The 13,901-nt window shown below is 40.6% G+C and carries 13 protein-coding genes; 3 read left to right on the top strand and 10 right to left on the bottom strand.

The genetic code is table 11. The annotated features are described in order from the left end of the window. Positions 1 to 4: 4 nt before the first annotated feature. The gene (locus IMO47_RS06080; protein ID WP_196075619.1) at positions 5 to 1,480 is read right to left on the bottom strand and encodes an NAD(P)H-hydrate dehydratase; all 1,476 of its coding nucleotides are present in this window, start codon (positions 1,478 to 1,480) and stop codon (positions 5 to 7) included. A gap of 44 nt (positions 1,481 to 1,524) precedes the next feature. Between IMO47_RS06080 and queG the strand changes: the two genes are divergently transcribed. Beyond that, positions 1,525 to 2,625: a tRNA epoxyqueuosine(34) reductase QueG gene (queG, locus tag IMO47_RS06085; protein WP_198426919.1), complete on the top strand. Its 1,101-nt coding sequence runs from the start codon at positions 1,525 to 1,527 to the stop codon at positions 2,623 to 2,625. A gap of 299 nt (positions 2,626 to 2,924) precedes the next feature. Then, complete coding sequence (gene bioB, locus IMO47_RS06090) at positions 2,925 to 3,914, top strand: biotin synthase BioB (RefSeq protein WP_196075620.1); 990 nt, start codon at positions 2,925 to 2,927, stop codon at positions 3,912 to 3,914. 78 nt (positions 3,915 to 3,992) lie between these two features. Here the strand turns inward: bioB and IMO47_RS06095 are convergent, their stop codons facing one another. From IMO47_RS06095 to IMO47_RS06135, 9 genes are all read right to left on the bottom strand, one after another. After that, positions 3,993 to 5,885: a M48 family metalloprotease gene (locus tag IMO47_RS06095; protein ID WP_196075621.1), complete on the bottom strand. Its 1,893-nt coding sequence runs from the start codon at positions 5,883 to 5,885 to the stop codon at positions 3,993 to 3,995. Positions 5,886 to 5,971: 86 nt separating this feature from the next. Beyond that, positions 5,972 to 7,516 (bottom strand): amidophosphoribosyltransferase, encoded by a 1,545-nt coding sequence (purF, locus tag IMO47_RS06100; RefSeq protein WP_196075622.1) that lies wholly within the window; start codon positions 7,514 to 7,516, stop codon positions 5,972 to 5,974. Between the two features lie 24 nt (positions 7,517 to 7,540). Then, positions 7,541 to 8,131 carry a CvpA family protein gene (locus IMO47_RS06105; protein WP_196075623.1) on the bottom strand — a complete coding sequence of 197 codons (591 nt, stop codon included), beginning with the start codon at positions 8,129 to 8,131 and terminating at the stop codon, positions 7,541 to 7,543. A gap of 3 nt (positions 8,132 to 8,134) precedes the next feature. Beyond that, positions 8,135 to 9,139 carry a quinone-dependent dihydroorotate dehydrogenase gene (locus IMO47_RS06110; protein WP_196075624.1) on the bottom strand — a complete coding sequence of 335 codons (1,005 nt, stop codon included), beginning with the start codon at positions 9,137 to 9,139 and terminating at the stop codon, positions 8,135 to 8,137. A 90-nt stretch (positions 9,140 to 9,229) separates the two neighbouring features. Beyond that, positions 9,230 to 9,709, bottom strand: coding sequence for a type II secretion system protein GspM (gspM, locus tag IMO47_RS06115; RefSeq protein WP_196075650.1), 480 nt, complete (start codon positions 9,707 to 9,709; stop codon positions 9,230 to 9,232). Continuing rightward, positions 9,709 to 10,851, bottom strand: a complete 1,143-nt coding sequence (gene gspL, locus IMO47_RS06120) for a type II secretion system protein GspL (protein ID WP_196075625.1) — start codon at positions 10,849 to 10,851, stop codon at positions 9,709 to 9,711. The genes gspM and gspL overlap by 1 nt, the downstream gene beginning before the upstream one ends. 37 nt (positions 10,852 to 10,888) lie before the next feature. Further along, entirely contained in the window at positions 10,889 to 11,344 is a 456-nt protein-coding gene (gene sixA, locus IMO47_RS06125) for a phosphohistidine phosphatase SixA (RefSeq protein WP_196075626.1), read from the bottom strand. Between the two features lie 79 nt (positions 11,345 to 11,423). Beyond that, the gene (locus IMO47_RS06130; RefSeq protein ID WP_196075627.1) at positions 11,424 to 12,497 is read right to left on the bottom strand and encodes an NAD(P)H-dependent glycerol-3-phosphate dehydrogenase; all 1,074 of its coding nucleotides are present in this window, start codon (positions 12,495 to 12,497) and stop codon (positions 11,424 to 11,426) included. An 83-nt stretch (positions 12,498 to 12,580) separates the two neighbouring features. Next, the gene (locus IMO47_RS06135) at positions 12,581 to 13,156 is read right to left on the bottom strand and encodes a nitroreductase (RefSeq protein ID WP_196075628.1); all 576 of its coding nucleotides are present in this window, start codon (positions 13,154 to 13,156) and stop codon (positions 12,581 to 12,583) included. 295 nt (positions 13,157 to 13,451) lie between these two features. Between IMO47_RS06135 and IMO47_RS06140 the strand changes: the two genes are divergently transcribed. Beyond that, positions 13,452 to 13,832: a hypothetical protein gene (locus IMO47_RS06140; RefSeq protein ID WP_196075629.1), complete on the top strand. Its 381-nt coding sequence runs from the start codon at positions 13,452 to 13,454 to the stop codon at positions 13,830 to 13,832. Positions 13,833 to 13,901 lie beyond the last annotated feature (69 nt).

Raw genomic sequence — 13,901 nt, forward strand, 5'->3', positions numbered from 1 at the left:
CTTTTTAGCTCCGACTACTGTTAATGACATGATATACAGCTCGTGCCATATGTTGTGCCTGTAGACCACGGATACCTTGTTGTGCAAGATAATCACCGGCTTGCGCATGTAAAGTTACAATATCATGTAATTGCACATTTTCGGCAAATTGAGCTTTTAAACTGGCAATCATTCCTGCTAAAACATCTCCCATTCCGCCAGTGCCCATACCAGGATTACCCGCAGTACAAATCCACAACTTATCTTCAAGAATTAAGCTGCCTGCACCTTTCAGCACCCAATTGCCTGAGTATTTGTTTTTTAGCCTTTGAATGGCATCTATACGATCAGACTCAATCCCGGCAACGGAACAGTTGAGTAGTTTTGCGGCTTCTCCTGGATGTGGTGTAAGGTAAATATTTGAACTCAGTTGAATGTTTTGGGTTGCCAAAAACCATAAAGCATCCGCATCCAAAACCACCTGTAAATGTGTACTTGTACAGATTGGCTTAAACCATTTTGAAAATTGCTGTTCAGCCCAGACATCTCGACCTAAACCCATACCGTAGCTCACTGCATCCACATGATTGAGTAGAGATTGAATCTCATGCTCTGAGATTGCATTGATATCTTTAACCATGATATTGGGCGAACGTGCCAAAATAGCTGTATGATGCTTTTCATGACAGACAATACTCACTTTTCCAGCACCCGCACAAAATGCAGACTCTGCGGCAAGGATTACCGCACCTCCCATATCGGCATGTCCACCCACAATCAGTACATGTCCATAGCTGCCCTTGTGTCCAAATGCTTGACGTGGTGGCAATTGAATTTGTTGAGGTGCTAAGTATGCGACTGCCCTCAATTCCGGGTCGGTTGGAATCAGAGCAATTGTTTTTATTTGTCCGGAATATTCTTTGCCCTGCCCTGTAAACAATCCTGCTTTAAGCCCCAAAACAGTAAATGTATAGTCTGCTTTGACTGCAATGGGTAGCGGCTGACCTGTATTGGCATTTAAACCACTCGGTAGATCAACAGCAATTTTAATCCCTGTATGCGCATTGAAAGTTTGAATGATGGTTTGCCATGTTTGATCTAAATCACGATTTAAACCAATTCCAAACAAAGCGTCGATATGACAGTCAAAAGTCACTTCAAGATCAAAATGTGAATGGATTTTTAATTGATTCTGTTCAGCCAGTTGTATCGCCTGTTTTAAGTCAGCCGATACACCAGTCTCAGTAGCAAATATTTCTACAGCATAGCCACTTTGCTTTAAATAACTGGCAATACAGTAGCCATCACCTGCATTATTACCACGACCACACCATACTGCGATAGTTTTAACTTCGGGATATTTATTTTGAAAGAGTTGCAGCAAATGCTGAGCAATCGACCATGCTGCCTGTTGCATTAAACCAAAAGCACTATTTTGCTGACTAAACCATCGACGTTCCCATGCTTGAATTTCATGGCTATGATAAACTTGGGCTTGCATGTATTTATCCTTTTCTTTTCACTCTTTCCAGCACATTGATCACTATGTCAGCAACATCTTCTACATCATCGATTCCTTTGCAACAGCTTGATCTTCGTGAATTAAAAGCTTGGATCAAACAACAGGCTTTGCAATTGGGCTTTGCTGATTGTGTCATTGCACGACCCGATGCTCAAGCCGAATTAGCAAGATTTAAAGAATATTTAAAGCGTGGTTATCATGGTGACATGAAGTTTTTAGAGGAAAATCTTGAAAAACGAGCTGATCCTACACTGTTGGTTCCAGGTACAAAAAGTATCATCTGTGTACGAATGAACTATTTGGTCGAAACACCCAAACCCCGCTACGTTCCGGATGAGCCGAATTTAGCAATTGTTGCCCGTTATGCACGTGGGCGTGATTATCATAAAATTATGCGCGGTCGTTTAAAAACATTGGCCACGATCATCAAAGGCAAAGTCGGTGAATTCGAATCACGTCCATTTGCCGATTCTGCGCCTGTTTTTGAAAAATCACTGGCAGAAAGTGCAGGAATGGGATGGACTGGTAAACATACCTTGTTGATTCATAAGAAATCAGGTTCTTTTTTTGTTTTAGGTGAACTTTTTACTTCGCTGGATTTGCCATTTGATGAGCCTGCAACCTCACACTGTGGTTCTTGCACAGCCTGTATCGATATTTGCCCAACTCAGGCTATTGTTGAACCATATATGGTTGATGCACGCAAATGCATCGCATATTTAACCATTGAATATAAAGGAATCATCCCAGAAGACTTGAGACGTGGTATAGGAAACCGTGTATTTGGCTGCGATGATTGTCAACTGATTTGCCCTTGGAATAGTTTTGCTAAAACTGCATCTATCGCAGATTTTAATCCAAGACATGGTTTAGACCATATGAGTTTATTAGATTTATGGCAATGGGATGAACAAACATTTCTAGCCTGTACCGAAGGCAGTCCAATCCGCCGTACAGGTTATCAAAGTTTTATGCGCAATATTGCCATAGGCTTAGGCAATGCACCCTATTCGAACACCATCATTCAAGCTTTGACCCAACATAGACCATTGCATGATGAAGTTGTGCAAGTCCATATTGACTGGGCGATTACAGAGCAAGCGAACAAAAAACCGACGACTTAGACTTATTTTATTTCTGTAAATCTACTGCCTTTTAATGTCCAGTTCTCTGCAAAGTTGTTACTTTTTTTAATTTTTAATGACTATAACTCGGAAATTATAAAAATCCAAAAATAGAATTTAGTAAGCAAATTTCGGAAAATTCGAATAACTTTGCAACTATATTTATAATTTCAGTTTTCTATATGATTCAAATTTTCAATCGTAAGATACCATCATATTTGGACACTTTTGCCCTATGGGATTGGCATGAATTATGTATTATATACAGGGATAGATAATGATGATCATGGATTAAACTAATGACAGTACGTAATGACTGGGCTCGTGAAGAAATTCAAGCTTTATACGATCAGCCTTTTTTAGACTTAGTCTTTCAGGCGCAACAAATTCATCGTGAGCATTTTGAAGCAAATAGCATTCAAGTCAGTACACTACTTTCAATTAAAACAGGCAAGTGCCCTGAAGATTGCAAATATTGTTCGCAGTCTGCACGTTATGACTCAAAACTTGAAGCTGAAAAGCGTATTGCCGTTGAGAAAGTCATCAGTGAAGCCAAAGAAGCACTTGAATCAGGCTCTTCTCGTTTCTGTATGGGTGCGGCTTGGCGTAATCCACATGAACGTGATATGCCATATGTCTTAGAAATGGTGCGTGAAGTGAAAGCGCTTGGCTTAGAAACCTGCATGACGCTAGGTATGCTAAACCAATCTCAGGCAGAGCGTCTACATGAGGCAGGTTTGGATTACTATAATCACAACCTGGATACCTCTCGTGAATATTATTCGCACATTATCAGCACCCGTACTTTTGATGATCGTTTAAATACATTAGATCACGTGCGCAATGCTGGAATGAAAGTGTGTAGCGGCGGTATTGTTGGTTTAGGTGAAAACCGCAATGACCGCATTGGTTTATTACATGAATTAGCCACATTACCTGTACACCCTGAATCCGTGCCGATCAATATGTTGGTCCCGATTGAAGGTACACCGCTTGCAGACGTAGAAAAGCTTGATGTCACTGAGTGGATTCGCACCATTGCTGTCGCACGTATTATTATGCCACATAGCTATATTCGCCTTTCCGCAGGTCGTGAATCACTGAGTGATTCAGATCAAGCCCTTGCATTTATGGCAGGCGCAAATTCATTATTCAGTGGTGAAAAACTATTAACCACACCGAATGCTGGCGAAGGTAAAGATAAACAGTTATTTAATAAATTAGGTTTAAAGGCTGAAAAAGCAAAACCTACTGTTGCTGAGCTTTCTGTAGATGCAATGGCAAGTTAATTAAAGTTCCGTTCTAACACCATGTCTTTGCATGGTGTTAGAGACTATTTCTCGTTCAAAATGAACTTATTGCTGTGATTAAATAATCATTACACTGTTTTTCTTCTGCATTTGATCGACAATATCATCTGATTTAAAACCAAGCCGCCAATAGAGCAATTGCAGTACATCCAGTTCATCTTGAGTAATAATCCGATCATTCCATAAACAAATTTCAGCCACCCCGAGAATACTTAAACGATCACGTAGCAATAAGCCTGCAATATCATTTAAGATTTCGCCTAAATCGATTGGCTCATCAGATATTTCTTCAAATAGTTCCAGCTCATCTTTAGATAAAACACGTTCCAAAATCTCATAACGCACATCCAGCTGATTGGCACTATTGATTTGCTGAACATGCAATAAAGCATCGATTAATCGTACAATCTGAGGCTTCACTGTCTCAAGTGATGATGGTGTATGCATTGGCAGTAAATGTAGTTCAGCTTTTACTCGCTCTATTAACAGTGCATCCAATAAGCCGATCTCACCATCTTCTTGAATAATTTTAGCCAGTTTGGTTACAAACTGGCGGGCACTCGTTGCAGGCATGTTGCCAAGATTCTCACAGGCATCATGAAAGATTTGAATATGGACACGACCATCCAAACTTAACAATGAATCAATGATTGCTCGACTGACTGCTGCATCGGATGGAATAAATTCACGGTACTGACGGATCATTAAAATCGCAACCATCACTTCACGAGAACCCGTTGCTGTCTGCATTGCACGCTGAATTAAATCTGAACGCTCAATTTGACGACGTACTTCTGGGTTCAAGGGTTTAATTGCATCATTTAAGGCGAAGCTAATCGGCGATAAACGTAACAGCGGTAATGGCTGTGGCGAGACCCACGGATTATACACTTCACCAGAAGACTCTTCTAATGGACGCAACAAACTAAACAACGGCTGACTGCGCAATTTCTTTAAATTTTCTAATTGTAAATCTTGCAATAACGTGGGGTTCAACTCATAAATCCGATCTTCAATGTTCGGATGGATATTCAACCAACTTTGTGGACTCAACGAATTAGCAAAACACATATGTGCTATCGCTTCTGAAAATTCACTATGAATCTGTGAACCCGCATGATGCACGTAAATCCGTAGCAAAGTTTGTACATTGGCATTATTCAGTAATAATTTCTTGGTTTTATAGTCATTATAAAAAGTACGTCCGCCCAAGGTGAAATATTTAATCAAACGATTGATTAAAATCCCCATACTCCCCAATAGCCAAATCACACCACCGACAGCAACAAAACTGGTTTCAAATTTATGTTGGTTACCTTTGGCGTTGTATCGATTAAAACCCTGTTTGGCAATTTTACTTCCCAGCTGACTAAAAGTAATCAGTCCGCTATACAGAATCTTGAGCCGGGTATTTTCACGTGCTTCACCAGAAAGAATTTGATTAAACTCATGCCCTAATAATCCGTAAAGCTCTAATTCATCAAGATTCTGCAAGGCTCCCCAGGTTAAAATAATCACTGTATCTCTTGGGTGGAAACCTGCAGTTAAGGCATTTACGCCCACTTCGTCTGGTAAAACATATAAAGTAGGTGCATCAATCTCAAAAGTTTCTGCAAATTTATCTGCCAGATGAAGTGCTACGCTTTCTTCCGGGGTACTTTCAACCTGACTTAAACGACGTGCCTTCAACTGTTTGGCTAATGAATGCCCACCCGTACGAAAAACGTAAAATTCATAGGCAATGGACCAACCAATAATGATGATGATCAATCCAACACAGTAAGGACTTAAAACATGCCACCAAATTTGCTGTTCACGATTGACGTAATGGACCAATAGCCCTAAAACGGTATTGAGAATAAAAATAGTCAGTACGACTGCAAGTAAGCAAATACTCGCAGACCACAACATATTCTTGTTTTTAATCAAATAATGGCTGACATCTTTCAATGTAAAATTCCTCATTACATTGCAAAATACTATAAATGAAAAAAGCGGGAACTTCCCGCTTTTTCTCAATCAAAATCAATGCTGACTTACATCTCTTCTTTTATACCGCATAAATCAACTGAAGATGCATCAATGTTGACATCAATATAACCATCTTTTTGCTTTTTCGCTGTATCACTGCGACTTTGCTCAAGATCATTTAGATACTGTTCGTTAATATCACCCGTCACATAAATACCATCAAAGACTGAGCAATCAAATTCTTGAATTTCAGGTACTTTACTGGTTCGTACGGCTGCTTTTAAATCATCCAAATCTTGGAAAATCAAACGATCAGCACCAATAATATCTTGAATTTCTTCAACACTACGGTGTGATGCGATCAACTCTGCTTTAGCTGGCATATCGATACCGTACACATTTGGATATTTCACCATCGGTGCAGCAGAAGCAAAATAGACTTTTTTTGCACCTGCATCACGCGCCATTTGAATGATTTCATTACAAGTCGTACCGCGTACGATTGAGTCATCCACCAACAATACATTCTTGTCTTTAAACTCAAGTTCAACGGGGTTTAATTTTTGACGTACCGATTTTTTACGCTGCTGTTGACCTGGCATGATGAAAGTACGACCGATATAGCGGTTTTTCATAAACCCTTCACGGAATTTTACACCGAGAATATTTGCCAACTCCAGAGCGGATGTACGACTTGTATCCGGAATTGGAATAACCACATCAACATCATGATCATCTCCCCATTCACGAAGAATTTTCTTCGCCAGAGTTTCACCCATTTTCAAACGTGCTTTATAAACCGAAATACCATCAATTGTGGCATCTGGACGAGCGAAATACACATATTCAAAAATACATGGACGATAACGTGATTGGCTCGCACATTGTTGTGAAAAAAACTCACCTTTTGAATTGATAAATACTGCTTCACCTGGCTGGATATCACGTTCTACTTTAAAGCCGAGTGCTGTAATCGCAACTGACTCTGAGGCAATGATATATTCCTTCTCACCGCTTTCTGTCAAACGTGAGCCATAGATTAACGGGCGAATACCATTTGGATCACGAAAACCCACCAAGCCATGCCCTGTGATCATTGCTACAACACCATAAGCACCTTTGCAACGCTCATGTACACGTTTGACTGTATGAAAAATATCTTCAGGTGATGGAGTTAATGATGCACATTTTTGTAATTCATGTGCAAACACATTCAACAATACTTCAGAGTCAGAATCTGTATTCATATGACGTAAGTCAGTTTTAAACAGATCATCATGAATATCAGCAGCATTGGTCAGGTTACCGTTGTGTGCCAAGGTAATCCCATAAGGTGAGTTTACATAAAAAGGCTGTGCTTCAGCACTGCTTGAAGATCCCGCAGTCGGATAACGCACATGACCAATACCATAGTTACCGAGCAATGCACGCATGTGGCGGGTATGGAAGACATCACGCACCATACCATTATCTTTTCTCAAGAAAAGACGCCCATTATGACAAGTCACAATCCCAGCTGCATCCTGTCCACGATGTTGTAACATCGTCAACGCATCAAATAACATTTGGTTTACAGGTGCTTTACCTGCTATACCAACGACTCCACACATAACTACCTCGCAGACCAGCTAGGACTAATAAAACGGATTCTTTGTCGAATGTGCTGATTGATCATCATCTTCAGCTCTTGATGATCGATCAGTATTTCTCACAGCATCATCGGAATGCGCTTGTGACTGTATATGATTTAATGCTTCGTTTGCTGCATCTTTAGAAATTTCTGATGCCAGAGGGGCAAACGGCAGTAGCGTCTGAATAACTTTAGACTGTTTCCAAGTCGGTGAACTGTCAACCCAAGGACCTAATCCCTGCATAGTTATGAGGACGATAAACAAACCTTTCAAGGTCCCCAGAGCACCACCGGCTAAACGATTTAACGGTCCAAGTTTTAAGGTCTTTAAAACCTGATTGAGTATTGCTGTTGCAATCCATGTTAAAACAATAATCACCAAGACAATAAATGCAAACGCAGCAATTTTCTGCACTACAGGATCCTGACTCAGTGCAGACATAGAGGGCGCGATGATATTGGCATATTTTGCACCGACAATCAGTGCAAAAATCCATCCTATCAAGTTCGCAAAGGCTTTCACGAATCCTTGTCGCAAACCGTTTAGCCCTCCAATGAGCAATATAATCAGTAGGATAATGTCTAGGGTATTCATCGTTTAGGTCATAGCATTAACACAGTCTTTGATCAGTGCAGGACCTGTATAGATCATACCACTATAAATTTGAACTAAGCTGGCACCTGCTTGTTGTTTTGCAACCGCTTGTTCACCCGATAAAATTCCACCAACACCAATTAAAGGAATTTTACCCTGTAATAGTTTAGAAAATGCAGCCAAACACGCTGTACTCTTTTCAAATACAGGCGCACCGGACAAGCCACCCGCTTCATCGCCATACGGCAAACCTTCCACCCCTTCACGAGATAAAGTTGTATTGGTTACAATAAGCCCATCAATTTTAAACTGCAACAATTGTGAAGCAATAAATTCAATATCTGCTGCATCTAAATCTGGTGCAACTTTCAAAACAAGCGGAACATAGTGCTGCAATTCTTCAGCCAATGCCAACTGACGTTTTTTGAGTGTTTCTAACAGTTCAGTCAGTGCATGCCCACTTTGCAAAGAGCGCAAATTTTTGGTATTCGGTGAAGAAATATTCACCGTAATGTAAGACGCGTAGTGATAAACTTTTTCCAGACAAATCAAATAATCGGACACAGCGTCTTCAACAGGTGTAGAGGCATTTTTTCCAATATTGATTCCCAGAATGCCTTTAAATTTTGCTGCTTTGACATTCTCAACCAATTTGTCTACCCCATCATTATTGAATCCCATACGGTTAATGATGGCTTTGGCTTGAGGAATACGGAAAAGACGTGGATGCGGGTTGCCTTCCTGTGGTTTTGGTGTAATGGTTCCAATTTCAATAAAACCAAATCCCAAAGCTGCCAAGGCATCGATATATGCACCATTTTTATCCAAACCTGCAGCCAACCCAACTGGATTAGGAAACTCAATCCCCATACAAGTGACTGGTTTTGACGCAACGGTTTGACGCATCGCACCCATTTTATGGGCAGCTTTAAGCATGGATAATGTGAGTTCATGTGCACGCTCTGGTGCTAAAGAAAACAACAAAGGGCGAGCAAGTGAATACAACATAGCTATAAAAGTCTACTGCTTTTTAAGTTGCCACATTATAGGCACAGTATGCCGAAAAGGCTATGCTTGAACTGTGTTTATTTTCAGTACTTATTGCACCGTCGCTGTTAATTTAATCTGCGTGCCATCTTTCACCAGTTCCATCTTTTCCAAGCTGACGCCCATCTGCGCAATTTGAGTCAGAAAGTTTGCCAGAACAGCGTAATTTTGATGTTGCGCAACAATTTGAAACTGCTCACCAACCTGCTGAGAGGCAACAGAAAGCCCTTGCTGCTGTGCAACACGTTGAATTTTATCTGCCGTAGTTAATGCCAAATCATCCGCTGGCTTCATGGTGACAACATTACTTTGCATCCACACCACAAGATCTTTCATTTCATTTAAACGCAACTGCTGTTTTTCTGCAGCTTTATGGGTATACCACAAGGCCGCACCAACCGCGGCAACAATCACAAAAATCGTTGTAAAAACAACCATGATGCGTTCGCGTGCTGACATTTTTTCCAAGTTGTCAGTCATCTTTTCAGACCAAGTGTCTAAGCGGTTTTGAAAGTTTTCCATCGTTTTCATCATTGTATTTTCACTAAACCGACCACAGTTGCACCCTGTGTCTGTATATTACCCAGTTCCGCCTTGAAACCCTGTTGGTTTAATTGCTTTACCAAAGTCTGCAATGCTTCCGAACTCTTTGCAACCAAATCCATGTTTAAAACGGAAGTTTCATAATTAACCCGATTGGCTATAATCTGATGTTGCATCAAAATTGGTCCAACACGACTGAGCAATTGCAATGCCTGTGTATTCGCACCCTGACTGAGTTCCAGTTTGTTTTTAAACTGACGTTGTACAGATTCTTCTGTGATCCGCTGTTCATTGGGAAACCATTTTTTATATTGATCTACTGCAATCAATGCCGTTTGATCAGCAACTTTTTTCAGCTTAAACCAGCGTAATGTATCGTAACTCAGTTGTGCAACAACCAAAGCCGCCACTAAAACTGCACAAGCTTGCCAATAACGAGATATTCCCTCATTTGCCTGTTTGGCTTTAGGCAGGACATTAAATGGATGCTGCTTCGCCTTTTTGATTTCCGTAAACTGATAATTAAATGGCTCACGCTGTTCAGTTGTTGCTACAGCAAATAAACTGGTCGCTTGTGCGTCGGTCAGGGAACTATATAAAAAAGTTTTTTCTCGATCCGCAAAATCCAGATACAAACCAAGATCATCGATCGAATTGCCGAGAAACTCACTCTCACGCACCAGCAATTGTCCATTGATATTGGCTAAAACCACCTGCCCACTTTCAGGAATGGGCAACATTAAAAAGTCCGGCAATAAAGCGACGATCTTTAAAGGAACCAAAGACAATGAATGTTGCATCGTGGTAATCGTGTGTTGATTCACCCCCAATACTGAAACTTGCTCTGGTTGCTGAAAGTGCGAAAAGACTTTCATTTGGTCAATCGGTAAAATGACGTACTCTTCCAGCAAATACTTAACACCATCTGCACCCAACTGTTTATATTGAGTCTTGCTAAATTTTTGCTGAAGAATCTGCACTTCACGACTTGGAAAGAAAACAACCGCTTCTTCGCCCTGGTAAAGTTTAATATCTTGTATTAATTGTTCTAGGCTCGAAGATGTGGTCCAATCACTTCCTCGAGACGATTGCCAAACCCCATTGGCTTCAGGCATCCATAAGTACAACATTTATCGTTTTCTGCCGTGTGTTCTTTTAACAATGCTTTTATACAGTTGGAATAAAGGCTTTATTTTGAGTCGATAGACCATTTGCGATGACTGTTTGCTCATAGACCCGAGCTTCTGCCAAGGCAAAGGGATTAAAATGCTCATGTGTCAGTTGTTCTGCAATATGCCCAACCACATTCATATGACATACCACCACAATACGTTCAAATGGTAATTGTGACAACCATTCAATTGCTAATTTTGCATCATCTTCAGGCTTAATTTTGTCACAGACCAATACCGATATCTCTGGAAAATAAGCCTGTATATGGGACAATGTTTCCTGCGCCCTCAATAATGTACTCACAACAAACACATCTGGGCGTACTGTTTCTTTCAAAAATTGTGCTGTTTGTTCCGCTTGTAAATGTCCACGTTCTGTTAAAGGACGTTTACTGTCCACACCATTGATTGCTGGGGCTGCTTCACCATGACGCACCAAAGTCAGTTGCATAAGATTTCCTTTTGAATACTGCACTGATTATAACGAGGCTTTGTTACAGATCTATCTCTAAATCCCAAATTATAAGGAATTAAACCTCATTATGAGGCAACACAAATTCCACATCACTTCGATGTCCATTTTTCATCAATGAAACAGCGATATTAAGGGGTGGCGCCCCTTCGAAAATGACTTCATAGAGCGCTGTGGTTATCGGCATATAGACATCCAGCTCTTTAGCGCGTGCATTGACCTGTACAATGGTATTGATCCCTTCTGCTGTTTGTCCCAATTCCTTTGTCGCTTGTTCAAGTGTTTTTCCGGACCCTAAGGCAAAACCAACTTGATAATTCCGACTCAATGGACTATTGCAGGTTGCAAATAAATCCCCAACCCCAGACAAACCAAGAAACGTCAATGGATTAGCACCCAGTTTAACAGCAAATCGACTCATTTCAGCCAATGCACGTGTAAGAATCATACTTCGTGTATTTTCACCCACTTTGTACGCTACTGCCATCCCCATGGCCACTGCATAAATATTTTTCAATGCACCACCCAGCTCGACACCATGCACATCATCACTGCCAAAAACCCGAAACAATGCGCTATGCAAAGCCTGTTGTACTGCATAACGAACCAGTTCACTGTCACTTGCGATGACTGTACCTGCAGGTTGTCCAGCCACAATCTCTTTGGCCAAGTTTGGACCCGAAAGTACACCATAAGGCACTTCAGGCAGTTCTTCACGAATAATATCACTCATAAAACTAAAACTTTTGGCTTCAATTCCTTTGGTCAAAGACACTACAGCTTGTGCACTAATGAATGGCTTGATCTGACGCAACACATCTCGAAAAGAATGACTGGGAATGGCAACCAGAATAATGTCACGGTCACGCACGGCTTTTTCCAAATTCGACTCAGCACGAAGACCTGCTTCTAATTGAAAGTCGGGAAGATAGCGCTTATTGATATGTGTAGTATTGATTTCATTCGCGATGGCTTCGTCACGAATCCAGATCATGGTATCACAACCATTGCGTACTGCCGTGTTCGCCATTGCGGTACCAAAACTGCCGCCCCCCAATACCGTCACACGCAATGCTGTCTTTTGATCCAATACTACGGGTTCAATTAAATCTTTAAATCGTAAATCCGACATTATTATTATCCTAAAAACTTATCCTGAATATTACATGTGAGCGTTTAACGAGTTTTCAGACTTGAGCTCTCGTTATTTTGTGATTAATCCTGCCAAAAATGAACATATGCTTGCGTGTCATTTTCGGGACGCGGCGCAATTTCTTTTGCTGCTGTCCCCACGTAAACAATACCTGAAATTAAATCACGATCTGCCAAACCCAATGCGGACTTTAAGTGTTTGGATTCAACCACTGCCCCACTACGCCACATCGTTGCAAAACCTTGAGCCTGTAAAGACAACAAAAAATTTTGAATCGCTGCACCACTGCTTAATGTTTGCTCAAAGAATGGAACTTTGGGATGATCTTGAAATTTAGTCACAGCCAAAACCAAAATCGGTGCGCGAAACGGGTGATGTTTGACCCTTTCAATTTGAGCTGGGTCAGTTTCCCCTAAATCCGCAATAGATTGAGCCAACAATTCTCCAAACGCCTCACGTTGTTGACCTTCAACCACAATAAATTGTGTTGGTTTTAAACGATGATGGTCTGGTGCGGCAAGTGCTGCCTGAAATGCAATATTCAGTTGCTGATGTGATGGCGCAGGCTCAATCAATTGACCAATGGATTGACGTTTGTGGATATTGTCATGTACTGCTTTGAAATTTAAATCTGACATTGACCTAGCTGTAATCTATTTAAATGGACTGTTTGTAAGATTAGCATACTCTAAAATCATTAGGCTATCTCGGCAAAAATTTACTCAACAGCTATGTCAAATTTTCAAAGAAAACGCTCAAGCTGGATTTTATTTCTGAAAATTATCATGTTCAACCAATAGCCGCTTTTATCAATAAGACCAATAAAAACTGCAAAAATTATACATGTTTTTCAATATTTAGCACATATTCTATGTTCAAATCATGGCTAATTAAAAAATTCTTTTATTTCCTCAACGATAATTTGGAGTCATTATGAATAAATTAACAGCGCTTTCGCTCCTAGCCAGTTCTGCACTATTTCTAAGCGCATGTGCATCCAACCCAACTCAAACATTAGCCATTCAAAAAGCCGACAATCAATATGAAGTCACAGGCTTAGGTAAAGATCAAATTACTGCAAAAAACAATGCCATTGTTGCTGCCAACAAAACTTGTGGCAAAAAAGCCGCACCCGTCTTAATCAATGAAAAAACTGAATATCATGGTACTTTAAATGGTGTGGTCGATGAACAGACTGGCAAAATGATCACTGCTGCAGCTGGTGTGATCGGTTCTGTCATGGGTAAAAACTACGGAATCGAAAAAGATACCGACTACCAAACCACTTTAACGTTTAGCTGTAAAGCCAATTAATCTGATGATTTCAATTAAAAATCCCACTTAATCAAACTTCTAAATTATTGGGACAGTTCATTAAGTGGG

Origin of the sequence: Acinetobacter sp. Res13-Abat-PEC15-P4-01 (assembly GCF_015676285.1) — a bacterium.
GTDB lineage: Bacteria > Pseudomonadota > Gammaproteobacteria > Pseudomonadales > Moraxellaceae > Acinetobacter > Acinetobacter nematophilus.